At 58.8% G+C, this 24405-nt stretch carries 25 protein-coding genes; 14 read left to right on the top strand and 11 right to left on the bottom strand.

What is annotated here, in order from left to right; genetic code table 11:
• Window positions 1-12: 12 nt before the first annotated feature.
• The 10 genes from flhA to rlmM form a co-directional block, all read right to left on the bottom strand.
• Complete coding sequence (gene flhA / locus BMX80_RS06025; protein ID WP_074866296.1) at window positions 13-2136, bottom strand: flagellar biosynthesis protein FlhA; 2124 nt, start codon at window positions 2134-2136, stop codon at window positions 13-15.
• A gap of 168 nt (window positions 2137-2304) precedes the next feature.
• Window positions 2305-3438, bottom strand: coding sequence for a flagellar biosynthesis protein FlhB (gene flhB / locus BMX80_RS06020; protein ID WP_074866294.1), 1134 nt, complete (start codon window positions 3436-3438; stop codon window positions 2305-2307).
• A gap of 7 nt (window positions 3439-3445) precedes the next feature.
• Entirely contained in the window at window positions 3446-4219 is a 774-nt protein-coding gene (fliR, locus tag BMX80_RS06015; RefSeq protein WP_074866290.1) for a flagellar biosynthetic protein FliR, read from the bottom strand.
• A 9-nt stretch (window positions 4220-4228) separates the two neighbouring features.
• Window positions 4229-4498 carry a flagellar biosynthesis protein FliQ gene (gene fliQ, locus BMX80_RS06010; protein WP_071870651.1) on the bottom strand — a complete coding sequence of 90 codons (270 nt, stop codon included), beginning with the start codon at window positions 4496-4498 and terminating at the stop codon, window positions 4229-4231.
• 18 nt (window positions 4499-4516) lie between these two features.
• Window positions 4517-5269 carry a flagellar type III secretion system pore protein FliP gene (gene fliP / locus BMX80_RS06005; RefSeq protein WP_074866642.1) on the bottom strand — a complete coding sequence of 251 codons (753 nt, stop codon included), beginning with the start codon at window positions 5267-5269 and terminating at the stop codon, window positions 4517-4519.
• Window positions 5269-5673, bottom strand: coding sequence for a flagellar biosynthetic protein FliO (gene fliO, locus BMX80_RS06000; RefSeq protein WP_074866288.1), 405 nt, complete (start codon window positions 5671-5673; stop codon window positions 5269-5271). The genes fliP and fliO overlap by 1 nt, the downstream gene beginning before the upstream one ends.
• Window positions 5673-6170, bottom strand: coding sequence for a flagellar motor switch protein FliN (gene fliN, locus BMX80_RS05995; protein WP_071870654.1), 498 nt, complete (start codon window positions 6168-6170; stop codon window positions 5673-5675). The genes fliO and fliN overlap by 1 nt, the downstream gene beginning before the upstream one ends.
• Window positions 6171-6209: 39 nt before the next feature.
• Window positions 6210-7181, bottom strand: coding sequence for a flagellar motor switch protein FliM (fliM, locus tag BMX80_RS05990; protein WP_074866285.1), 972 nt, complete (start codon window positions 7179-7181; stop codon window positions 6210-6212).
• A 15-nt stretch (window positions 7182-7196) separates the two neighbouring features.
• On the bottom strand, window positions 7197-7712 hold the full coding sequence (locus BMX80_RS05985) for a flagellar basal body-associated FliL family protein (protein WP_074866282.1): 516 nt from the start codon (window positions 7710-7712) through the stop codon (window positions 7197-7199).
• A 205-nt stretch (window positions 7713-7917) separates the two neighbouring features.
• Window positions 7918-8973 (bottom strand): 23S rRNA (cytidine(2498)-2'-O)-methyltransferase RlmM, encoded by a 1056-nt coding sequence (gene rlmM / locus BMX80_RS05980; RefSeq protein ID WP_074866279.1) that lies wholly within the window; start codon window positions 8971-8973, stop codon window positions 7918-7920.
• A gap of 200 nt (window positions 8974-9173) precedes the next feature.
• On the opposite strand from rlmM, the gene BMX80_RS05975 reads away from it, so the two are divergent.
• Window positions 9174-10745 carry a methyl-accepting chemotaxis protein gene (locus BMX80_RS05975; protein ID WP_074866276.1) on the top strand — a complete coding sequence of 524 codons (1572 nt, stop codon included), beginning with the start codon at window positions 9174-9176 and terminating at the stop codon, window positions 10743-10745.
• Here BMX80_RS05975 and BMX80_RS05970 read toward each other — a convergent pair.
• A complete protein-coding gene (locus BMX80_RS05970) occupies window positions 10742-11374 on the bottom strand; it encodes an alpha/beta family hydrolase (RefSeq protein ID WP_074866273.1) in 633 nt (210 codons plus the stop codon). The two genes, BMX80_RS05975 and BMX80_RS05970, sit on opposite strands and share 4 nt — an antisense overlap.
• Window positions 11375-11672: 298 nt before the next feature.
• Between BMX80_RS05970 and ccoN the strand changes: the two genes are divergently transcribed.
• The 13 genes from ccoN (at window position 11673) to BMX80_RS05905 (ending at window position 24350) form a co-directional block, all read left to right on the top strand.
• A complete protein-coding gene (ccoN, locus tag BMX80_RS05965) occupies window positions 11673-13100 on the top strand; it encodes a cytochrome-c oxidase, cbb3-type subunit I (RefSeq protein ID WP_071870660.1) in 1428 nt (475 codons plus the stop codon).
• Between the two features lie 11 nt (window positions 13101-13111).
• Entirely contained in the window at window positions 13112-13723 is a 612-nt protein-coding gene (gene ccoO, locus BMX80_RS05960) for a cytochrome-c oxidase, cbb3-type subunit II (RefSeq protein WP_074866271.1), read from the top strand.
• 5 nt (window positions 13724-13728) lie between these two features.
• Complete coding sequence (locus BMX80_RS05955) at window positions 13729-13911, top strand: CcoQ/FixQ family Cbb3-type cytochrome c oxidase assembly chaperone (RefSeq protein ID WP_071870662.1); 183 nt, start codon at window positions 13729-13731, stop codon at window positions 13909-13911.
• The gene (ccoP, locus tag BMX80_RS05950) at window positions 13908-14816 is read left to right on the top strand and encodes a cytochrome-c oxidase, cbb3-type subunit III (RefSeq protein WP_074866268.1); all 909 of its coding nucleotides are present in this window, start codon (window positions 13908-13910) and stop codon (window positions 14814-14816) included. The genes BMX80_RS05955 and ccoP overlap by 4 nt, the downstream gene beginning before the upstream one ends.
• Before the next feature lie 125 nt (window positions 14817-14941).
• A complete protein-coding gene (gene ccoG / locus BMX80_RS05945) occupies window positions 14942-16375 on the top strand; it encodes a cytochrome c oxidase accessory protein CcoG (RefSeq protein WP_074866263.1) in 1434 nt (477 codons plus the stop codon).
• Window positions 16376-16393: 18 nt separating this feature from the next.
• Window positions 16394-16900 carry a FixH family protein gene (locus tag BMX80_RS05940; RefSeq protein WP_074866260.1) on the top strand — a complete coding sequence of 169 codons (507 nt, stop codon included), beginning with the start codon at window positions 16394-16396 and terminating at the stop codon, window positions 16898-16900.
• On the top strand, window positions 16900-19320 hold the full coding sequence (locus BMX80_RS05935; protein WP_074866257.1) for a heavy metal translocating P-type ATPase: 2421 nt from the start codon (window positions 16900-16902) through the stop codon (window positions 19318-19320). The genes BMX80_RS05940 and BMX80_RS05935 overlap by 1 nt, the downstream gene beginning before the upstream one ends.
• Window positions 19317-19523, top strand: coding sequence for a cbb3-type cytochrome oxidase assembly protein CcoS (gene ccoS / locus BMX80_RS05930; protein ID WP_074866254.1), 207 nt, complete (start codon window positions 19317-19319; stop codon window positions 19521-19523). The genes BMX80_RS05935 and ccoS overlap by 4 nt, the downstream gene beginning before the upstream one ends.
• Complete coding sequence (locus tag BMX80_RS05925; RefSeq protein ID WP_074866252.1) at window positions 19516-20193, top strand: sulfite exporter TauE/SafE family protein; 678 nt, start codon at window positions 19516-19518, stop codon at window positions 20191-20193. The genes ccoS and BMX80_RS05925 overlap by 8 nt, the downstream gene beginning before the upstream one ends.
• 248 nt (window positions 20194-20441) lie before the next feature.
• A complete protein-coding gene (gene hemN, locus BMX80_RS05920; RefSeq protein ID WP_074866250.1) occupies window positions 20442-21824 on the top strand; it encodes an oxygen-independent coproporphyrinogen III oxidase in 1383 nt (460 codons plus the stop codon).
• Between the two features lie 81 nt (window positions 21825-21905).
• On the top strand, window positions 21906-22649 hold the full coding sequence (fnr, locus tag BMX80_RS05915) for a fumarate/nitrate reduction transcriptional regulator Fnr (protein ID WP_074866247.1): 744 nt from the start codon (window positions 21906-21908) through the stop codon (window positions 22647-22649).
• 9 nt (window positions 22650-22658) lie between these two features.
• Window positions 22659-23207: an adenine phosphoribosyltransferase gene (locus BMX80_RS05910; RefSeq protein WP_074866243.1), complete on the top strand. Its 549-nt coding sequence runs from the start codon at window positions 22659-22661 to the stop codon at window positions 23205-23207.
• Window positions 23208-23228: 21 nt separating this feature from the next.
• Window positions 23229-24350, top strand: a complete 1122-nt coding sequence (locus BMX80_RS05905; RefSeq protein ID WP_074866240.1) for an L-dopachrome tautomerase-related protein — start codon at window positions 23229-23231, stop codon at window positions 24348-24350.
• Window positions 24351-24405 lie beyond the last annotated feature (55 nt).

Genomic DNA, 24405 nt, shown 5'->3' with positions numbered 1-24405 from the left:
CCGAGTTGTCGTTTAGCCGTTCTGTCCAACCGTTGCCACGATGGTGACTTGCTTGGTTTCCGGCACTTCTTGGTACGACAACACATGCAGACTGCTGCTGGAGAGTCGCGCGAAGCGCGACATCATGGCCCGAATCGGACCGGCCACCAGCAACACCGCCGGCTTGCCTTGCATTTCTTGCCGCTGCACCGCGTCGATTAACGAACGTTGCAGCTTTTCAGCCATGCCCGGCTCGAGAAGAATGCCATCTTCCTGACCCTGACCAGCTTTCTGTAGGCTATTGAGCAATATCTGTTCCAACTTCGGCTCAAGGGTAATGACCGGCAGCTCAGGCTCTAGCCCAACGATGTTCTGCACGATACTGCGCGCCAACGAGACACGAACCGCTGCGGTAATCGCGGCGGGATCTTGACTCTTACCCGCTTGATTGGCGATGGCCTCGGCAATGGTGCGAATGTCGCGAATCGGCACCTGCTCTTGCAGCAGACTCTGTAGCACTTTCAGCAGTGCCGACAAACTGATCATGCCCGGCACCAGCTCTTCAGCCAGCTTGGGCGAGCTGCGCATCAGGTTTTGCAGCAGCTGCTGCACTTCTTCATGGCCGAGCAACTCATGCGCATGCTGATACAGCACTTGGTTAAGGTGCGTGGCCACCACAGTGCTGGCATCCACCACGGTGTAACCCAGCGACTGCGCTTGATCGCGCTGCTGGGTTTCGATCCACACCGCCTCTAAGCCAAACGCGGGGTCGCGCCCGGCAATGCCGTTGACCGTGCCGTACACCTGCCCTGGGTTAATCGCCAACTCGCGCTCGGGGTAGATTTCCGCCTCGGCCACCGACACACCCATCAGCGTCAACCGATAGGCATTAGGCAGCAGATCGAGATTGTCGCGGATATGCACCGAGGGCATTAAGAAGCCCATGTCTTGCGAGAGCTTTTTGCGCACGCCTTTAATGCGCGCCAGCAGTTGCCCGCCTTGGTTGCGGTCGACCAAAGGAATCAGCCGGTAGCCCACTTCAAGGCCGACCAAGTCCACTGGCTGCACGTCGTCCCAACCTAACTCTTTGGCCTCTGGGCGCTGTGCGGGGGCGGCTTCGAGCTGTTTCTGTGCCTCAACTTCGGCCAGTTCTTGCTTCTGTTGCTGACGCTTCCAAATCCAGTAAGCGCCACCGGCACACACCAAGCCCAAGCCCACAAAAGGCACGTGCGGCATGCCCGGCACTAAACCCATCACAATCAAAATACCGGCAGAAACGGCCAACGCCTTGGGCGAGGCGAACATCTGCCGATTGACCTGCTGGCCCATGTCTTCGGAGTCCGACACACGGGTCACCATGATCGCCGCAGCGGTGGAGAGCAGCAGCGACGGCACTTGCGCCACCAAGCCGTCACCGATAGTCAGCAGTACATAAATGCGCCCAGCATCGCCGAAAGTCAGCGCGTGCTGGAACATGCCGATAGCGATACCGCCGATGATGTTGATAAACAAAATTAGCAAACCGGCGATGGCGTCACCACGCACGAACTTACTGGCACCGTCCATCGAGCCATAGAAGTCAGCTTCTTCAGCCACCTCAGCACGGCGGCGCTTGGCTTCTTTTTGATCGACCAAGCCTGCGTTCAAATCGGCGTCGATGGCCATTTGCTTGCCGGGCATGGCATCCAAGGTAAAACGCGCGCTGACCTCAGAAATACGCCCCGCACCTTTGGTGACCACCACGAAGTTAATGATCATCAAGATGGCGAACACCACCAGACCGACCACGTAGTTACCGCCGATCACCACCTCACCGAAGGCTTTAATCACCTTACCGGCGGCATCGCCGCCTTCATGGCCGTGCAACAGCACCACGCGGGTTGAGGCCACGTTGAGCGCCAAGCGCAGTAAGGTGGCGACCAGCAAAATGGTCGGGAAAACGGCGAAATCCAGCGGCCGCAAGGCATACACACTGACCAGCAACACGACGATGGACAGCGCGATATTGAAGGTGAAAAACACGTCGAGCAAAAACGGCGGAATCGGCAAGGTCATCATGCCGAGAATCACCAACAGCAAGATAGGCACGCCCAAATTGCCGCGACTCAAGGCCTGTGCATTGCTGCGTAGTGATCCGACTAGCTGCGCTCGATCCACGCTCGGCTCCTGTAACGAGTTAAAGCGTCGCGCGTTCAAAGCCTTGACGCGCAACACGACTTAAACGCGTTACTGCAAGAACCCTTCCAAGTTTATTTTTTAGCCAAATCAGCTGTTTAGCGGGTCAAAAGATTAACTCGGCGTGGCGCGGCTTAAGCGGGGCAGCGTTTAGTCGTGCTGCAAGTCATCGGGAATGGGCAAATCCCCCAGCGACTGCGGCCGCTTGCCCTTGCCGGCTTGGTATTGGCGCAGTTGGTAGATATAGGCCAGCACTTGGGCTACGGCCAAATACAGGCCGGCGGGGATTTCCTGATCCAGCTCGGTGGAGTAATACACTGCCCGCGCCAGCTCCGGCGAGGGCAGGATAATCACCTCGTGCTCACTGGCCACTTCGCGAATCTTAAACGCCAAGAAGTCGGCGCCCTTGGCGATCAGGCGCGGCGCACCGCCTTGTTCGGGGTCGTATTTCAGCGCCACCGAGAAGTGTGTCGGGTTAGTGATCACCACATCGGCTTTGGGCACTTCGGCCATCATGCGGCGTTCGGCCATTTCACGCTGCAACTGGCGAATCTTCGACTTCACCTCGGGCTTACCTTCGGTGTCTTTGTATTCGTCGCGGATTTCCTGCTTGGTCATCTTCAGCTTTTCGCCGTGATCCCACAGCTGAAACGGCACATCCACGGCGGCAATCAAAATCAACGAAGCCGACAGCGCCACTAAGCTCCAGCCGACCATTTTTACGCTGTGCAGCATGGCCGGCAGCATCGGCTCATGGGGCAAGCCCATCAGCTCGGTCAGCTGGCTGTTCATCACCAGCAGCGCCACGGCGAGCACCACGCCGAACTTGGCCAGCGCTTTAATCAGCTCGACCAAAGCCTTGGCGGAGAACATGCGCTTAATGCCTTCCAGCGGGTTTAAGCGGCTGGCTTTCGGCGCCAAGGCTTGCCACGAGAAGATCACCCCGCCCATGCCTAAGGGGCCGATGATCGAGGCAATAAACAGAAAAATCAGAAACGGCACTAAGGCCTCTAGCGCCGAATAGCCGGCGCCGACCAATAGCTCGGACATGCTGCGCGGGTCGAACATCGCCCCGCGCTCTAGGTCGAAGCAGGCTTTCATCACCCGCACGAACATATCCAGCAAAATGCCGCCACTAACCAGCAGCGCCGCACTGCCGCCTAAGGTAACCGCTAAGGTGGACAGCTCTTTGGAGCGCGCGACCTGGCCTTTTTCCCGCGCCTCACGCAGCCGTTTCTCCGTGGGCTGTTCTGTGCGTTCCTGACTGCTGTCGTTCTCGGCCATAGCACCCTCACGGCTGGCTGAGCTGACGCAGCATGGTCAGCGCATCGGTGGCGAGCACCTGATATTGGCCCAAGATATCGCTGATGCTGATCCAAAAAATCACCAGCCCCAGCACTAAGGTCATCGGAAAACCAATGGAGAAAATATTCAGCTGCGGCGCGGCGCGGGTCATCACGCCAAAGGCCAAGTTAACGATAAGCAGCGCGGTCACCGCGGGCAATGCAATCAATACCCCAGCGGCCAGCACCCAGCTCAGCCGGCCTGCTAGCTCATAAAAGTGCCCAACTACCAACGCCTGCCCCACTGGCAGCGTGGTAAAGCTGTCGATCAGCACCTCGAACACTACCAAATGGCCATTCATGGCGAGAAACATCAGCGTGGTGAGCAGCAGCAAAAATTGGCTCAGCACCGGCACCGACACGCCGTTACTGGGGTCGACCATCGAGGCAAAACCGAGGCCCATTTGCATGGCAATCAACTGCCCGGCCACCACGAAGATGTGAAAGAACAGCTGCAACATAAAGCCCAGCATGGCGCCGAGCAGAATCTGCTCACCAATCAGCCACACCGCTTTGGCACTGATGGCGTCCACCTGCGGCATGGCGGGCAAAGTCGGCGCAATCAGCACCGTCACGGTAAGGGCCAGATACAAGCGCACGCGCATCGGCACTAGCTGGGTGCCGATAATCGGCATGGTCATAAACAGCGAAGCCATGCGAAACAACGGCAGCAAAAATTGGCCGACCCAACCGCCGATTTGCTCCGAAGTTAGCTCCAGCATGGCTCTGGCTCAGCCGATTAGCTGCGGCACGGAGCGAATCAGGTTCTCCGTGAAATCCATGAGCTTTTGCGCCAGCCACGGGCCCGTCCAGATCATGGTCATCAAGGTGACAATCAGGCGCGGCAAAAAGCTTAAGGTTTGTTCGTTAATCTGCGTGGCGGCCTGAAAGGTGGCCACCAACAGGCCCACCAGCAAGCTCGGCACCACAATCACCATGACGATCAGCGCCGTGAGCCACAGCGCCTCGCGGAACAGGTCTACCGCTACTTCAGGAGTCATAGGGGCCTCCGTACGGCGCTACACGCCGCCAAAACTCGCCGCTAAGGTGCCGATAATCAGCGCCCAGCCATCGACCAGCACAAACAGCATCAACTTAAAGGGCAGCGACACGATCAACGGCGAGAGCATCATCATACCCATGGCCATCAACACGCTGGACACCACCAGATCGATGACCAAAAACGGGATAAAAATCATGAAGCCGATCTGGAACGCGGTTTTTAGCTCAGAGGTAATAAACGCCGGCACCAGAATCGTCAGCGGCGCTTCCTCGGGGCTGGCGATATCGGTGCGCTGCGACAGGCGCACAAACAGCTCCAGATCGCTTTCGCGGGTTTGCGCCAGCATAAAACGCTTGATCGGCACTTGCGCTTTATCCAGCGCCTCAACCGCACCAAGCTGCTCGTTTAGATACGGCTGCACGGCATCACGATTAATTTCATCGAAGGTCGGCGCCATGATGAAAAAGGTCAAAAACAAGGCAATGCCCACCAACACTTGGTTAGAAGGCGTCTGCTGCAAACCCAACGCCTGACGCAAAATAGAAAACACGATGACGATGCGGGTAAAGCTGGTCATCAACATAACAATCGCGGGGATAAATCCCAGCGCCGTCATGATCAGCAAAATCTGCAGGCTAACGGTGTACTGCTGCTGACCTTGTTCGTCGGTACTTAAGGTAATCGCCGGTATCGACAGCGGATCAGCCGCCTGCGCCAACATCGGCAGCAGCGCCAGCGCAGCGGCGAGCAGCACGCGCAACCAAGACATCATGGGCGCTTATCCTTGTTGATCATTTCCAGCAGGCGCTGGGCGAACTCGGGGGTCTGCGCTTGTTGCGAATTAACCGGAATCGGCTCGCGCAGTTCCAGCAACGTGGTGATGCGCCCCGGCGCCACGCCAAGCAGTAATTGCTGCTGGCCCACTTGCACCAACAGCAAACGCTCACGCGGGCCCAACGGCAAAGCCGCCAGCACCTTAAGCGCGCCTTTACCGGCCGGGCCGACTTGCTGCACACGGCGCATCAACCACGCCATGACAAACACCAGCGCAATCACCGCCAACAAGGCGACGCTGAGTTCAATCAGCTTGCTGCCCCATGCCAGGCTTGGCGCGCTATCTTCCGCCGCCAGCGCAGCCTGCGGCGCCAGCCATAACAGCCACGCGGCTCGCATTAGCGCAGCTTCTTAATACGTTCGCTGGGGCTGATCACGTCGGTGAGGCGGATGCCGAATTTCTCGTTCACCACCACCACTTCGCCGTGGGCGATCAGCGTGCCGTTGACCAACACATCCAGCGGCTCACCGGCTAAGCGGTCCAGTTCCACCACCGAGCCTTGGTTAAGCTGCAGCAAATTGCGGATGGTGATGTCGGTATTGCCCACTTGCATGGAGATGGTCACGGGGATATCGAGAATCACATCCAGATTCGGCGCCCCCTCCAAACTGACTCCGGCATCCGCTTTGGGCGGCGTACCAAACTGCTCCATCGGCGCTTTACTACTGGCAGGCGCAGCAGCCGGGGCCGCGGCCTCAGCCTGATTCATCAGGGCGTCGATATCGTCTTGCCCGCCGCCATCGCCAGACTCTTCCAGCGCGGCTGCCCACTCATCGGCCAGAGCTTGGTCGTCTAGGGCGCCTTCGTCGGGGTTTTGGTTTTCTTCGTCAGCCATCACAACCTCGTTCTTACAGCTTGAATGCATTGACCGCTGTTAGCGGTGGCTCTTCACCGGTTCGAGCACCTGCAAGGCCAAGTTGCCTCGATGCGACCCTAGCTTGACCTTAAACGTGGGCACGCCATTGGCACGCATCACCATCTCTTCCGGCATTTCCACCGGAATCACGTCACCGGCTTTCATGTTCAAAATATCGCGCAGGCTCAACTGGCGGCGCACCACGGTAGAGTTCAACGGCACCGGGGCGTCGAGAATGTCCTCGCGCAACGAACGCACCCAGCGTTCGTCCTGATCGTCGATATCCGATTGCACGCCGGCATCGAGAATTTCGCGAATCGGCTCAATCATCGAGTACGGCATGGTCAGGTGCATATCGCCGCCGCCGCCATCCAGCTCAACATGGAAGGTCGATACCACCACCACTTCACTGGGGCTGACGATGTTCGCCAGCGCCGGGTTAACCTCGGAGCCGATGTAATCGAAGTTGAGCTTATAGACCGAGTTCCACGCCTCTTTCATGTCGATAAAGGCTTGATCGAGCACCATGCGCACCACGCGCAGCTCGGTGGGGGTGAACTCGCGGCCTTCGATCTTGGCGTGACGGCCATCGCCGCCAAAGAAGTTGTCCACCAGCTTGAACACCAGCTTGGCATCCATGATGAACAAGCCAGTGCCGCGTAGCGGCTTCATCTTCACTAAGTTCAAACTGGTGGGCACATACAGTGAATGCACGTACTCGCCAAACTTCATCACCTGCACACCGCCCACCGCAACATCCGCCGAGCGGCGCAGCATGTTGAACAAGCTGACGCGGGTGTAGCGGGCAAAACGCTCGTTGATCATCTCCAGCGTGGGCATCCGCCCACGCACGATGCGGTCTTGACTGGTGAGGTCGTACTGCTTAATGCCGCCGGGGGCGACATCGGTTTCCGTTTCGACATCACCGTCATCGACGCCGTGTAACAGGGCATCGATTTCGTCTTGTGACAGCAGATCTTGAACAGCCATGTGCGCTACCTAGGCTTATTGCACGACAAAATTAGTGAACAACACTTGCTCGACGACATCCGCGCCGGTCTCACGCTGAGCAATTTCTTTCACTTTGGCGGTGGCTTGCTCACGCAAGGCGACCTTGCCTTCGGGCTTCATCAGTTCGGCAAAGTTTTGCTGGGAAAACAGCATCACCAGCTCGTTACGCAGCACCGGCATATGCACTTTCAGCTCGTCGAGCTTGGCCGGGTCGCGCGCCATTAAGCTGACATGCACTTGCATGTAATGCTGACGACCTTCGTGGGTGTAATTGACCACAAAGGCGGGGGTTAGCTGCTCATATAAAGCCGGCAACTTAACCGGCTCGGCGGGCTCGGCGGCCTCTTCGGGCTCTGCACTTTTTTGCCCGCCCAAGAAGAACCACACGCCGCCTGCCGAAGCCGCGCCCACCACGATAAAGCCCACCAACATCATGATGATGAGCTTCTTATTGCCGGCGGGTTTTGCCTCTGCTGGCGCTTCTGCTGGTTTTTGCTCTTGTTTTGCCATGCCAATAATCCGTCGCTTAAGAGTGTTTTGCGCGCTATTGCGCTGGATTCAGCAAGAGCTGTGCCAGCCAACAACACCCGAATGAGTTACCGAGGCGAGCCATTAGCATCGCCTACAGGCATTTTAGAAAGAACCGCAGAAAAAGCAGGTTTTCACCCCGAGATAGCGCCACACCAGCCGTGCTGGCGCATTACCGAGGGGGCATTTAGTTCCAGCGGCGCAGGTGGCAGGTCACTTCTTCGCGGTCGTGGTACAGCTGCTTGCAGCCGATACTCACACGCACACCGGCGTCATCGAAGAAGTCTTCAAGGCGCGCCAAAATCTGCTGCACTTCGGCATAGCGGGTCTTCATCGGCAGTTTGAGGTTCACAATGGCCTCACGGCACCAGCCGTGGCCGAGCCATTGCTCGATCAGCCAGGCGGTGCGCGCCGGTCGCTCGACGATATCGCAGACCATCCAATCCACCGGCTTACGCGGCTCAAACACATAGCCATCGGCGCGTTGGTGATCGACCAAGCCAGAATCCATCAGCGCCTTATCCATCGGCCCGTTATCCACGGCGGTGACGCGCATATGCCGCTGTACCAATTGCCATGTCCAGCCGCCCGGCGCCGCGCCTAAGTCCACCGCGGTCATGGCCGGCGCTAGGCGATCATCCCACTGCTCGCGCGGCACAAAGTGATGCCAGGCTTCTTCCAGCTTTAAGGTGGAGCGACTCGGCGCCTCGCGGGGAAACTTCAAGCGTGGAATGCCCATCGGCCACGGCGCCGCATTGGTTTGCTCCACTAAGCCAACAAACACCCGCTGACTATTTAAGAAGAACAACTGAATACGCCCCGGCAGCGGCGCATTAGCGCGCAAACAGCCGACCTTGTGCATGCCCTTTTCCAGCGGCGCCTGAAACTTTTTACAAAAGCCCGCCAGCGCTTTGCCGTCGTTGGTGTCCGGCACCTCCAACCACACTTGCGAAACACGCGGATACGCGCGAAAAGCGCCCAGCAAGGTGGTGAGGCGGTCTTTCTCAGGCAAATCAACAAACTGCCCGCGCGCCCATTGGCGAATAAAAATCAGCTGCGCAAAACGTACCGACTGCATCAAGGTTTCGCAGGCAGCGGCGTCATTCATCTGCCATTGCACCCAGCCTTGGCTGGCTTGGGTGCGGGCAAAGCCGCTTAAGCCTAAGCGCTCGGCATGGGCTTGGATTTCACTGGCCGCTTCCCCTTCGAAACCGGGGCGGCATTGCAAGAGCAGACTGTTCATCGATACCTCGTTAGCTGGTCGCGCACTATAGCACCGCCACCTGCGCGGCAAAAAAAGCTGGTAGATCAAGCACTAAGAAACCGCTTGCGGCAACAAACGGCTCAACCTTAGTCAGCCAAGGCCGATAGCAAGGCACGCGTTAGCGCCATGACTACAATCAAGGCTGTAGGAAAACTCCGCAGCACGGCAAGGACTCCCCCATGCGTAACAACCAACCCATCACGCAAACCGAACGCACGTTTCCCGCTGAGCAGCGGCTGATCTCCACCACCGACTTAAAAGGTCAGATCACCTACAGCAATCAGGCGTTCATCGACATCAGCGGCTTTAGCACCACAGAACTACAAGGCGCCCCGCATAATCTGGTGCGCCACCCAGATGTGCCGGCAGCGGTGTTTGAGCATATGTGGCAAACCTTAAAACACGGCAAGCCGTGGATGGGCATCGTGAAAAATCGCTGCAAAAATGGCGACTTCTACTGGGTTAACGCCTATGTCACACCCATTCTGCAAGACGCACAGGTGATCGGTTATGAGTCGGTGCGGGTCAAGCCCAGCCGCGAACAAGTCGCCCGCGCCACCGCGCTGTATCAGCGTATCAATCAAGGCAAGCCGGCCCTCGCCCCGCTGCAACAGCTGTTCGCCCGTAGCGGCGCCTATATTCCGGTGCTTGCCGGCGCCGGCATTACCGCGCTAGCCAGTGCATTGGGCTTAAGCGCCAGCCTCACGCCCCTAGCGGCGTTGGCCGGCATCGCAGCAGGCTTAGCCTGCTTGGGCCTGCAACAGCAAGGTCTGAAACGCCTGTTAAAAATTGCCGACCGGCACACCAGCGACCCACTGATTGCCACCATGTACACCGACCAAACCGGTGATTGGGCCCGCTTAGAGCTGGCCTTGCTGAGCCAAGAAGCCCGTTTAGCCACCTGCTTAACCCGTCTGCAAGACAGCACCGGCACCTTGGCACGCCAAGCCAGCGAAGCCGAAGGCGTTGCCCAGCGCAGCTTTGCCAGCCTTGAACAGCAGCGTCAAGAAACAGACTTAGTGGCTACCGCGATTCAGCAAATGGCCGCCACCACACAAGAGGTAGCCAGCAATGTGCACCTCACCGCCGAGGCCACGCAAAAAGCCAATCAGCTGGCCCGCCAAGGCCAAGACGTCGCTCGCTCTACGCGAGAAGCCATCGAGCGCCTCTCCAGCGCCGTAGGGGAAACCAGCGACGCCGTGACGCAGTTAGCGCAAGACAGCAACGAAATCGGCGGCGTGGTGGATGTGATTAAAAGCATCGCTGAACAAACCAACCTACTGGCGCTTAACGCCGCCATCGAGGCCGCTCGCGCCGGTGAGCAAGGCCGGGGTTTTGCCGTGGTGGCCGATGAGGTGCGCGCCCTCGCCCAGCGCACGCAAGAATCCACCCAGCAAATCCACAACCTGATCGCCAAGCTACAAAGCGCCGCCAAAGATGCCGTCGATACCATGCAGCATGGGCGCATTCAGGCCGACGAAGGGGTCAGCCGTGTGCAAGACGCCGACAGCGCCTTGGCCGGCATCCAGCAAGCGATCGAGCAAATCAACGACATGGCGCGACAAATCGCCAGCGCCGCCGAAGAACAAAGCGCGGTCAGCGACGAGGTCAGCCGTAATATCGCCAACATTGCCACGCTGGCCGATCGCACCAGCGAAGAGGCCCGCTTAAGCGCCGACTTGAGCGAGTCCCTCACCCACACCGCACACGCCCAGCAAGCCCTAGCCTTGCGTTTTACCCGCAGCCATTAAGGCAAACGCTGTAAGAAGCGTGCCACGCAAACAGCGGCCTGCTGCAGGTTATCCGCCTGCGTCAGGCCGCTGCTTTTTAGCGGCTTAAAGTCGTGATCGCCGCTGTTGAGCCATTGCACAGTAAGGGCCGGGCTTAAGGCATAGCCCTCCACCTCGGCGCGTTTACCGAACGGGTCGCGCTCGCCCTGCACAATCAGCCCCGGCGTAGCGAGGCTGGCCAAATGCGCCGTGCGCAGTTTCTCTGGCTTGCCCGGCGGATGAAACGGATAGCCCAAGCACACCAACGCATCGACCTCTACTTGGTCGACCAGCAAGCTAGCCATGCGCCCGCCCATGGATTTACCGCCAAGCGCCACACGGCCCGGCCATTGGCTTTTTACCAGCGCCAATACTTCGCTGAAATGCGCCAATAAAGCGCCCTGAGCATTGGGCGGACGTTTTTTGCCATCGGCGCGACGCGCCTGCATATAAGGAAACTCAAAGCGCACCACAGTGACGCCCTGCTCTGCCAAGCCTGCTGCCATGCTTTGCATAAACTCGCTGTCCATCGGTGCGCCGGCGCCATGGGCCAACAGCAGTAACCAGTCGTCTGCTGACTCGGCACGGTTCCACAATAATTCGTCTGTCATGTCTACGCTCAGTGAGTGATTTATCGATGCGCATTGATCTAGCGCAAGGTTGCAAGCATTCAACCTGCGGCCAATAAGCGCTATCCTTAGACCCAGTCGCACCTTGTAACAAAAATATCCGCGACATCGCCTTCGCGCACCGAGAAACGGACCTCCTCAACAGAGGGGCAGCACGCTCTATCTCTGGGCTTGCTGGGGTTGTGGAAATGTCTTTGTCATTGCAATGACTAGGGGCATTCCCCATACTTGCGCCGCTTTTTTCTGTCCCCATAAAACTCGAAACCGTGGAACCCCTAGCATGAGTACAGCAACTACTCCGACTGCTTATAACTATAAGGTGGTCCGCCAGTTTGCCGTGATGACGGTAGTCTGGGGGGTCATTGGGATGGCCATGGGTGTGTTTATCGCTGCCCAGCTGGTTTGGCCGGAACTTAACTTCGGCTTGCCTTGGACCAGCTTCGGACGTCTGCGTCCGCTGCACACCAATGCCGTAATCTTCGCCTTCGGCGGTTGCGCCCTGTTTGCGACGTCTTACTACGTCGTGCAGCGCACCAGCCAAGCCCGCCTGATCTCTGACGGTCTGGCTGCCTTTACCTTCTGGGGTTGGCAGGCAGTTATCGTGCTGGCGGTCATCACCCTGCCACTGGGTTACACCAGCAGCAAGGAATACGCTGAGCTGGAATGGCCGATCGATATCCTGATCGCAGTCGTGTGGATTTCTTACGCACTGGTGTTCTTCGGCACCGTGATCAAGCGTAAGACTAAGCACATCTACGTGGGTAACTGGTTCTTCGGTGGTTTCATCCTCACCGTGGCCATGCTGCACATCGTCAACAGCGCCGCCATGCCGGTGGATATGCTGAAGTCGTACTCCGCCTACTCCGGCGCTACCGACGCGATGATCCAGTGGTGGTACGGCCACAACGCCGTAGGTTTCTTCCTGACGGCTGGCTTCCTGGGCATGATGTACTACTTCGTACCTAAGCAGGCTGAGCGTCCGATCTACTCCTACCGCCTGTCTATCGTGCACTTCTGGGCACTGGTTTCGATCTACATCTGGGCTGGCCCGCACCACCTGCACTACACCGCGCTGCCAAACTGGGCGCAGTCGCTGGGCATGGTGATGTCACTGATTCTGCTGGCACCGAGCTGGGGCGGCATGATCAACGGCATGATGACCCTGTCGGGCGCCTGGCATAAGCTGCGCACCGACCCGATCCTGCGCTTCTTGGTGGTTTCGCTGGCCTTCTACGGCATGTCCACCTTCGAAGGCCCGATGATGGCGATCAAGACCGTTAACGCCCTGTCGCACTACACCGACTGGACCATCGGCCACGTACACGCTGGTGCCTTGGGTTGGGTTGCGATGATCTCCATCGGCTCGATCTATCACCTGCTGCCGAAAGTGTTTGGTCTGAAAGAGATGCACAGCATCCCGCTGATCAACGCACACTTCTGGCTGGCCACCATCGGCACTGTGCTGTACATCGCCTCTATGTGGGTCAACGGCATCACTCAGGGCCTGATGTGGCGCGCGGTCAACGAAGACGGCACCCTGACCTACAGCTTCGTAGAGTCGGTTGTAGCCAGTGAGCCGGGTTACATCGTGCGTGTGATTGGTGGCGCGTTCTTCGTCACCGGCATGCTGCTGATGGCCTACAACACCTGGCGTACCGTGCGTGCTTCCAAGCCGGCTGAGGCCGAAGCCGCTGCGCAGATGGCCTAAGGAGTCGCCTGATGAAACAACATGAATTAGTCGAAAAAAACCTCGGCCTGATGATCTTCTTCATGATCATCGCGGTGAGCATCGGCGGTCTGACCCAGATCGTCCCGCTGTTCTTCCAGCCGGAAACCACTGAGCCGGTCGAAGGCCTCAAGCCTTACACCGCGCTGCAGCTGGAAGGCCGCGACATCTACATCCGTGAAGGCTGCGTTGGCTGCCACTCGCAGATGGTACGTCCGTTCCGTGCCGAGACCGAACGTTATGGTCATTACTCGGTGGCCGGTGAAAGCGTCTACGACCACCCCTTCCTGTGGGGCTCTAAGCGTACCGGTCCGGACTTGGCTCGCGTTGGTGGCCGCTACTCCGATGAGTGGCAGCGTGCTCACCTGTACAACCCGCGCAACGTAGTACCGGAGTCCATCATGCCAGCTTACCCCTGGCTCGCCGAAGGTGTGCTAGACGGCAAGAAGACTGCGGACAAAATGCGTGCTCTGCGCACTTTAGGCGTGCCCTACAGCGACGAAGACATCGCTGGTGCCAAGGCTGCGGTTGAAGGCAAGAGCGAAATGGACGCCATCGTGGCCTACCTGCAGGTATTGGGCACGGCGATTACCAACAAGCGGTGAGTGCTATGGATATCGGAACCTTACGTGGTCTAGGCACCGTTGTGATCTTCATCGCCTTCATTGGCGTGCTGATCTGGGCCTACGGCGGCAAGCGTAAAGCGCGCTTCGACGAAGACGCCATGTTGCCCTTCGCCGATGACCCTGAGGCCGCCAAGCGCATTGAGCAAGAATCTAGGAGTAAGCAATGACCAATTTCTGGAGCGGTTGGATCACCGTTTTGGTGGTCGGCACCATTATCGGTCTGTTCTGGCTGATCTTTGCCACCCGCAAAGGCCAGCGCCCGGCAGAAACCGAAGAGACTGTGGGCCACAGCTTTGACGGTATCGAAGAGTTTGATAACCCCCTGCCCCATTGGTGGTTCCTGCTGTTCGTCGGCACCATCATCTTCGCCATCGGCTACTTAGTGCTCTATCCGGGCCTGGGTAAGTGGGAAGGCGTACTGGGCTGGACGCAAGTCAACCAGTGGCAGAAAGAAATGGACAAGGCCGCCGAGCAGTATGGCCCGCTGTACGCTAAGTACGCGGCCATGCCGATCGAAGAAGTGGCCAAAGACGAAGCAGCCCTGAAAATGGGTAACCGTCTGTTCGCTTCTAACTGCGCCGTGTGCCACGGTTCAGACGCCAAGGGCAGCTTCGGCTTCCCCAACCTGACCGACGACCAGTGGCGTTGGGGCGGCGAGCCGGAAACCATCAAAACCTCCATCTTGGCTGGCCGTATGGGCGCCATGCCGGCTTGGGGTGATGCACTGGGTGAAGAAGGCGTGAAAAACGTATCTGCCTACGTGCTGAAAATGGCTGGCCTGAAAACCCCGGAAGGCATCGACGTTGAGGCAGGTCAAAAGATCTTCGCCACCAACTGCGTAGCCTGTCACGGTGCCGATGGCAAAGGTAACCCGCTGATGGGTGCGCCGAACCTGACCAGCAACAAAGGCTGGATCTTTGGTTCGAGCTACACCCAAGTGCAGCAGACCATTCGCTACGGCCGTAACGGCCAAATGCCTAAGCAAGAACACCTGCTCGGTAACGACAAGGTGCACCTGCTGGCAGCGTATGTGTACAGCCTGTCTCATGGCGAACAACCCGAGAAGGAATAAGCCAGCGCGACCCTGTGTCGCAGGCTGAAAACGCTAAAGCGGCGTATCCTTCAAGGGTGACTAGCCCTAACAACAAGGCCGGCACATGCCGGCCTTGTTGTTTCTAAAAGAAATGGATCAGCCCGATGAGTAATGACCAGATCCCCGTACGGGACATCACCCCGCCCAAGCTCAAGCCCGTTAAGGTCGATAGCAACGGCGAGTTCGATCTGTATGCCAAGCAAGAGAAGATTTACACCAAAGCCTTTACCGGCCTGTTCCGCAACCTGCGCATGGGTGGCGGGGCGTTTCTCTTCTTGCTGTATTTCGGCACGGTTTGGCTCAACTGGGGCGGTCGCCAAGCGGTGTGGTGGAACCTGCCAGAGCGCAAGTTCTACATCTTTGGCATGACCATCTGGCCGCAAGACTTCATCCTGCTCTCTAGCCTCTTGATCATCAGCGCCTTTGGCCTGTTCTTTATTACTGTGTTCGCCGGCCGCGTTTGGTGCGGTTACACCTGCCCGCAAAGCGTGTGGACGTGGATCTTCATGTGGGCGGAAAAGGTCACCGAAGGCGACCGCAACCAACGCATGAAGCTCGACAAACAGCCGATGAGCCAGAACAAGCTGACGAAAAAAGCCGCCAAGCATGGCCTGTGGTTCTTAGTCAGCTTTGTCACCGGCTTAACCTTTGTCGGCTACTTCACCCCCATCCGCGACTTGGTGATTGAATTCTTCACCCTGCAAGCCAGCGGCTGGGCGTATTTCTGGATTGGCTTCTTCACCGTAGCCACCTACTTAAACGCCGGCTACCTGCGCGAGCAGGTGTGCATCTACATGTGCCCCTATGCACGTTTCCAAAGCGTGATGTTCGATAAAGATACGTTGGTGGTGTCGTACGACCCACGCCGGGGCGAAAGCCGTGGCCCGCGTAAGCGTGGCAGCGATTACCAAGCCGAAGGCCTGGGCGACTGCATCGACTGCAAAGCCTGCGTGCACGTCTGCCCCACCGGCATCGACATCCGCGATGGCCTGCAATACGAGTGCATTACCTGCGCGGCGTGTATCGACGCCTGCGACAGCATCATGGACAAAATGGGCTATGACAAAGGCCTGATCAGCTACACCACCGAGCACAACTTAAACGGCGAAAAAACCCACCTGCTGCGCCCACGCCTAATCGGCTACGCCGTGGCGTTGCTGGCCATGCTCGCAGGCTTTGCCTTTGCCGTGATCAATCGCCCGCTGGTGGAGCTGGATGTCCTCAAAGACCGCGTGCTGTACCGCGAAAACGAAGTAGGCCGCATCGAAAACGTCTACACCGTGAAGGTGATGAACAAAGATCAGCGCCAGCACACCTACGTGATCAGCGCCGAAGGCATCGAAGGTTTAGTGCTAGAAGGCCGCCGCGAAGTGACCGCCGCGCCGGGGGAAATTCTCTCCCTGCCGATGGGGCTTTCCGTCGATCCGGAACAACTGCCTAACAGCACCAACGAAATTACCTTTAAAATCCGCTCCCTAGATGACGATGGGGTCAAGCGCAGCACCGATAGCCGCTTTATCGGCCCCGTAATTCGCTAAGGAGCCACAGTGAACACGATGAGCAAGAACCCCGCCCCCTGGTACAAACAACCTTGGTTGCTGTTTCTGCTCGGCATGCTGGGCTTTGGCATCAGCGGCGGCACCACCTTGCTCATCGTGGCGATTAACAACCAAGACCCCGTGCTGTCGGACGACTACTACGACGTCGGCAAGGGCATTAACCAATCGCTGGCCCGCGAAAGCTTTGCCGACCAACTCAAGCTGTCCGCAGATATCCGTATCGACAGCCTGACCGGCGAAATCGAGCTACAACTCAGCGGCTTGAGCCGTCCGGAGCAAATCACTCTAAATGTGATCTCCCCCACCCAGCCGGATAAAGACCGCACCATCAAGCTCACCCACAGCGCCAGCGAGCCCGGCCGCTATGTCGGTCAACTGCTGGACGAAATCATTGGCCGCCGATTCCTTGAGCTGCTCGGCCAAGAGGGCGGGCAAGAATGGCGCCTATTCGACGAGTTCTACCTGCAAGCCGAACAACAACTGGTGCTCAGCGCTGAGTTCTAATGGCTGATCTGTCCGGTTGCTACCACTGTGGCCTGCCGGTGCCCGCCGGCAGCACTTGGCAATTAGAAGTACTCGGTGCGCCACGGCAGTTTTGCTGCCCCGGCTGTCATGCCGTGTGCCAGAGCATTGTCGACGCTGGGCTAGCGAGCTATTACCAGCACCGCAGCGAACCCTCGGCCAACCCGCAGGATCTGCCCAAGGTCATTAGCGACGAGCTGGCCCTACTCGACCGCCGCGATGTGCAAGAAGACCTCGTGCGCCACGAGGGCGACAGCAGCGAATGCCTGCTGCTGGTCGAAGGCATCAGCTGCGCCGCCTGCGGCTGGCTGATCGAGCGCCACCTGCGCCAAGTGCCCGGCGTCAGTGAGGCCAACCTTAACCTCAGCAACCATCGCCTATCGCTACGTTGGCAGGCCAGCCAAGCCAAGCTGTCGCAATTGATCAGCGAGCTACGCCGCATTGGTTACGCCGCGCAGCCCTACCAGCCCGACCAAGCCGCGCAGCAGCTACAACAGGAAAACCGCCGCGCGCTGCGCCAGCTCGGTCTTGCCGGTTTGTTGTGGATGCAGGTAATGATGGCCTCGATGGCCACGTGGCCAGAGTTCAATATCGACCTCTCCGCCGACATGCACCTGATTCTGCGCTGGGTCAGCCTGTTTATGACCACACCGATTGTGCTGTATTGCTGCGCTGACTTTTTCCGTGGCGCGCTGCGCGACCTGCGCACCCGCCGGCTGACCATGGATGTCTCCGTCTCGCTGGCCATCGGCGTGGCCTATGTGGCCGGTATCTGGACCTGCTTCTCCGGCAACGGCGAGCTGTATTTCGACGCCGTCGGCATGTTTGCCTTCTTCCTGCTCGCCGGACGCTATCTGGAACGCCGCGCCCGCGAACGCACCGCGAGCAAGACCGCGCAACTGGTTAACCTGCTGCCCGCTTCGTGCCTGCGCCTTAACGCCAGCGGCGCAAGCGAGCGGGTGCTGCTCAAAGAGCTGGCCGTGGGCGACCTGCTAGAAGTACTGCCCGGCTCAGTGGTACCGGCTGACGGAGTGATTAGCCAAGGCCAGTCGAGCCTCGATGAATCGCTGCTCACCGGCGAATACCTGCCTGTGCTGCGCCGCAACGGCGAGACGGTGCACGCCGGCACCTTGAATGTGGAGGGGCCGCTACAGATCCGCGTGACCGCCTTGGGCGATGCTTCGCGACTCTCCACCATCGTGCGTTTGTTGGAGCGCGCGCAAAGCGAAAAACCGCGCTTGGCGGAACTTGCCGACCAAGTAGCGCAATACTTTTTAATCAGCGTGCTGCTGCTGTCTGCCGTGGTGGCCTATGCCTGGTGGCAGATCGAGCCCGAGCGCGCCTTGTGGATTGTGCTCGCCGTGCTGGTCGCCACGTGCCCCTGCGCGCTGTCGCTAGCCACCCCCACCGCGCTCACCACCGCCACCGGCACACTGCATGGCCTTGGCTTGTTGCTCACCCGTGGCCATGTGCTGGAAACCTTAGGCCATATCAACACGGTAGTGCTGGATAAAACCGGCACCCTCACCGAAGGCAAACTCAGCCTGCGCGAGATACGCCCGCTTGCCGCGCTAAACCCCGAACAATGCCGCAGCCTCGCCGCCGCGTTAGAGGCGCATTCAGAGCACCCCATTGCCCGCGCACTCGGGCGCGGCGAGCAACACGCCGACAACGTCAGCAACCACCCCGGCCTTGGCCTAGAAGGCTGTGTCGACGGGCAAATCCTGCGCATTGGCCAACCCGCGTTTGTCTGCGCGCTCAGCGGCTGCGCCATTCCTCAGGTAGTACAAGACAGCGGCCAATGGTTGCTGCTGGGCAATCAACGCGACCCGTTGGCGTGGTTTGTCTTGGATGATCGCCTGCGCAGCGATGCCCTCGCCCTGATCGACACCTTCCGCCAGCGCGGTTGGCGCTGTGAGCTGCTCTCCGGCGACAGCGGGCCTATGGTCGCCGAATTGGGCCAACAGCTAGCGCTAGACGCTGCCCTGGGCGGGCAAACTCCAGCGGCCAAACTGGCCCATGTACAAGCCTTGCAGCAACAGGACCACAAAGTACTGATGCTCGGCGACGGGGTGAATGACGTGCCTGTGCTCGCCGCCGCCGATATCAGCATCGCCATGGGCTCGGCCACCGACTTAGCCAAAACCAGCGCCGATGCCGTGCTGCTCTCCAATCGCCTCGACAGCCTGCGCCACAGCCTTGCGGTGGCGCAGCGCACCCGCACCGTCATTCGCCAAAACTTAGCGTGGGCCTGCCTGTATAACCTCTTGGTACTGCCGTTTGCCGCCATCGGCTGGGTAACCCCCGGCTGGGCCGCACTAGGCATGTCGATCAGCTCGTTGCTGGTGGTGCTTAACGCGTTACGCTTAAGCCATCAACCAGCCCTCAAGGAACAGCCATGAACGCCCTGTATTACCTGATCCCGATTGCCATTGTGCTGGTGATAGCGGCGATTTGGCTGTTCTTCTGGGCCGTAGATAGCGGCCAGTACGACGACCTCGACGGCCCTGCGCACAGCATCCTGTTCGACGACGAAGACCCGGCGCACACCGCCGCGCAAAAAACCGCGCAAAGCACTGACAACAACCCTAAGCCCAATGACTGAACTGGCCTTGCACGTCAGCGCCATGGTGCTCGGCCTACTCGGTGCAGGGCACTGCTTAGGCATGTGTGGCGGCTTGATGGGCGCGCTGACCATGGCGATTCCGCCCGCCGCTAAAGCTCGACGCTTGCAGATTTTGCTCGCCTATAACCTTGGCCGCATCGCCAGTTACAGCGTGGCGGGTTTACTGCTGGGCTTAGTCGGCTGGGCAGCCAATCAGGCCTTTGCCGATGGCCTGCGCATTTTCGCTGCGCTGCTGTTACTGGCCATGGGTTTGTATTTGGCTGGCTGGTGGCAAGGGCTAACCAAGGTAGAAGCCCTCGGGCAAGGCCTGTGGCGATTCGTGCAGCCGCTGACCAAGCGCTTTATGCCGGTGCACAACCTGGCGCAAGCCCTGCTGCTGGGCAGTCTATGGGGCTGGCTACCCTGCGGTTTGGTGTATAGCACCTTGCTGTGGGCCGCCAGCCAAGGCGATGCGCTGACCAGCATGAGCCTGATGGCCGCGTTCGGCTTGGGCACCTTACCGTTAATGCTCGCCACCGGCATGGCCGCCAATGGCCTGCGCCAGCTGCTGCAAAAGCCGCTGACGCGCCAAGCAGCGGGCATCTTGGTCATGTTATTTGCCCTGTGGACGCTGCCCGGCCCGCATCAGCACTGGCTAATGGGCCATTAACACCAAGGAAACACTGCTTAAATGCCTGCACGGCGCAATCACTGCGTTGTGCGGTGCTCGCAAACTAGCCTACCAGACGGTATGTCTCGCTTGCTGCGCTCCGTACGCCTTGTGCTTGAGTCGTTCGTCGATTTAATCAGCGCCCCCTTAAAAGCACGACCTCGCCCGCTGTTGATATGCGTCAAGACCCCTAAAGCGATTGATTTTTACACTCGTTGGCAATCCTAGAGACTTCACTGGACTGCACAATGAACACCAATCCCCTGTGGAACACCGAGCTGATTCGCCGCTACGACGTTGCCGGGCCTCGCTACACCTCCTACCCCACTGCCGTGCAGTTCCATGATGGGGTCGGCTCATTTGACATCTACCAAGCCCTACGCGACAGCAAGCAGGCCATGCGCCCACTGTCGCTGTATGTGCACGTGCCGTTCTGCGCCAACATTTGCTACTACTGCGCATGTAATAAGGTCATCACCAAAGATCGTGGCCGCAGCCAGCCCTATCTAGAACGCCTCGAACGCGAAGCGGGCATGCTGGCCAAACACTTAGACAGCCGCCAGGTGGTCGAGCAGTTGCACTTTGGTGGCGGCACACCGACCTTTTTAAGCCACAGCGAACTGACGCAGCTAATGCAGCACCTGCGCCACTACTTCAACTTGCGCAGTGACGATAGCGGCGACTACAGCATCGAGATCGACCCCCGCGAAGCCGACTGGACCACCATGGGCGTGCTGCGCGACTTAGGCTTCAACCGTGTCAGCCTTGGCGTGCAAGACATCAACCCCGAGGTACAGCGCGCGGTTAACCGCCTGCAAAGCTTGGAAGAAACCCGCGCGGTGATGGATGCTGCACGCGCTTTGGCCTATCGTTCGATCAACGTCGATTTGATCTACGGCCTGCCGATGCAAACCGAGGCCAGCTTCCGCGATACCGTGAAAGCCATCATCGACATGCAGCCTAATCGCCTCTCGGTGTTTAACTACGCCCACCTGCCAGAGCGCTTTAAGCCGCAGCGACGCATTAACGCTGCCGACCTGCCCACCCCCGGCGAAAAACTTGGCATGCTGCACAGCACCATCGAGCTACTGAGCGAGGCCGGCTATCAATACATCGGCATGGACCACTTCGCCCTGCCCGATGACGAGCTGGCCATGGCCCAAGAAAACGGCACCCTGCATCGCAACTTCCAAGGCTATACCACCCACGGGCACTGTGACTTGGTGTCACTCGGGGTCTCCGCCATTAGCCAGATTGGTGGCTTGTACTGCCAAAACAGCGCCGATATCACCGAATACCAAGCGCGCATCGACAACGGCCAACTGGCGGTGGTGCGCGGGTTAAAAATGAATGATGACGACCACCTGCGCCGCTGGGTAATCCAACAGCTGGCGTGCCACTTCACGCTCGACTTTGCCGCCTTCCAGAAGCGCTTTAACGTGGCCTTCCACGACTACTTTGCCGCCGAAATGCCCGCTCTCATGCAGCAGGCGCAAGATCAGCTGATTAGCTTGGATAGCCACGGCATTAGCGTCAGCCCAGCCGGGCGCTTATTGGTGCGTAGCGTGTGCATGGTGTTTGACCTCTACTTGCCGCAGGTTAATACCCAGCGATTCTCACGGGTCATATAAGACTTTTTCGGCAAACTCAACGGTAGAGGCATAAGCAGGCTTCAGGTAACCTTGGCGGAAATTCTTTACCGGATATTACCTATGCCTGCCAGCACCTCCCAATGCGGCCACAAGCCCTCTGGTTTGCAGACGCATTGCAAAGATTGCAGTCTCGTTGGCCTGTGCCTGCCCCTGTCGCTCAACGTCGAAGACATCGACCAACTCGACGACATCATCAAACGTGGCCGCCCGTTAAAAAAAGGCGATCACCTGTTTCGCCAAGGCGAGCCGTTTCAGTCGGTGTACGCCATCCGTAGCGGTGCGATTAAAACCTATGTGGTCACTGATGCCGGCGAAGAGCAAATCACCGGCTTCCACCTACCCAGCGAAGTGGTCGGCATGGCCGGCATCGACAGCGACACCCATGCGGTCTCCGCCGTGGCGCTAGAAACCACCACCGTGTGCGAAATCCCCTACGAGCGCCTCGACGACTTGGCCATGGAGCTACCCCAGCTGCGCCGCCAACTGATGAACTTGATGAGCCGCGAAATTCGTGAAGACCAGCAGATGATGCTGCTGCTCTCGAAGAAAACCGCCGACGAGCGCATCGCCACCTTCTTGGTGAACATTTCTGGCCGCTACCGTTTGCGCGGTTTTTCCGCTCATCACTTCCGCCTGCCGATGTCGCGCAACGAGCTGGGTAATTACCTAGGCTTAGCGGTAGAAACCGTGTCGCGCGTGTTTACCCGCTTCCAAGAGCAAGGCCTGATCGAGGCCAACGGCAAAGAAGTCAGCCTAATTAACCCCAACGAGTTGTACGCCATGGCCGGTGGCCGTTGCGAGTGAGGCCCAGCGATGATTTTTGACGAGTGCTACATCAAATCGCAGATTCGTGCCGTTCCGGACTTCCCCAAAGCGGGGGTGATCTTCCGCGATATCGCGCCGCTGTTTCACTCGCCCAAAGCCACGCGCATGGTGGCCGACAGTTTTATTCAGCGCTATGTCGAGGCTGACTTCAGCCATATCGGCGCCATGGATGCGCGCGGCTTTATCATCGGCTCGATCATCGCTTACGAGCTGAACAAGCCGCTGGTGCTGTTCCGCAAAAAAGGCAAGCTGCCCGGCGATGTGATCACCGAGCCTTACGCCACCGAATACGGCACCGCGCACTTAGAGATCCACAGCGACAGCCTGTGTGAAGGCGACTCAGTGCTGATTTTCGATGACCTGATCGCCACCGGCGGCACCCTGCTGGCTGCCGCGCAATTGGTGCGCCGCTTAGGCGCTAGCCTGTATGAAGCCGCCGCGATCATCGACCTGCCGGAGCTTGGCGGCTCGCAAAAGCTGCAAGATGCAGGCATCCCCACCTACTGCTTAACCGCCTTCGCCCTCGACGAACAATAAAACGCGCCACTAGGAGCCCGCATGCGCTTAGCGATTCGTTGCCTATTCGTGCTGCTGGTGCTGCTTGCCGCTGCCGCCGTGTGGTTATTTAGCCGCTACGGCGGTGGCGAAGCCTATCCAGATTTAAGCGGCCCACCGCTCATCCCCGAAGACCAACTGGAAATCGCCGCCAGCTCTGCCGAGCCCATCGGCAATGTCGCGGTCGGCGCCGATGGCCGCTTGTTCTTCACTATCCACCCCGAATCACGCCCTAGCACCCGCCTCGTTGAGTGGCGTGATGGACAGGCGGTCCCTTTCCCCAATGCTGAGATTCAAAGCCAGTTAGGCGAGCTGTTGGGCATTGTTATCGACCGTAAAAACCAGCTGTGGGCGGTGGATCACGGCCTGCACGGAGTCAATGCCGCGCATATTTTAAAGTTCGACTTAACCAGCAATCGCTTGGTCGAGCGCTTTGCCCTGCCCAGCAGCGTGGCCGGTTTAGGCTCGTTTGTGCAGGACTTACAAGTCAGCAGCGACAGCCGCTGGGTGTATCTGGCCGATGCCAGCTTTGTCGGCCAGCGTGCCGGCATCATTGTCTTCGATACCCACACCCAACAAGCCCGTCGCGTACTGGATAACCACGACTCGGTGAGCACGCAAAACTGGTTAATCCAAACCCCAAGTAAAGCCATGCGCTTTCTTGGCGGGTTAGTGACGATGAAAGTCGGTGTCGACGGCATTGTGCTGTCCAACGACGATGCTTACTTGTATTACAGCGCCATGAGCCACGACGGCTTGTTCCGCGTGCCCACCAGCGCCCTGCAGGGCGGCGACGATGCGCTGATCGAAGCCAGCGTCGAGCGCCTCGGCAATAAACCGCTGGCTGATGGCTTATCCATCGACAACGCACACGGCGTGTACATCACCGATGTCGAGCACGGCGCGGTACTGCGTATGAAGCCCGACGGCAGCCTAACCACGCTGGTAAAAAGCGCGCAGATTCGCTGGGCCGACGCCTTAAGCTTTGGCCCCAACGGCTGGCTGTATCTGGCCGACAGCGCCATCCCCGATCAAGTGCTGCAAAGCAAAGCCCATATGGCCAGCCAAGCGCCGTACCACATCTTCCGTTTCCGCGCGCCCGTAAGTGGCGTACCGGGGCATTAATTCCACGTGGCCAGTCGCGCAGTAACCTCCTAAACTGTGTGGATTAGTCGCAAGC

It is taken from the genome of Atopomonas hussainii (assembly GCF_900109735.1).
Classification (GTDB): Bacteria; Pseudomonadota; Gammaproteobacteria; order Pseudomonadales; family Pseudomonadaceae; genus Atopomonas; species Atopomonas hussainii.
The sequence above is the reverse complement of the archived record's forward strand: the minus strand, read 5'-3'. Positions and strand labels throughout refer to the sequence as shown.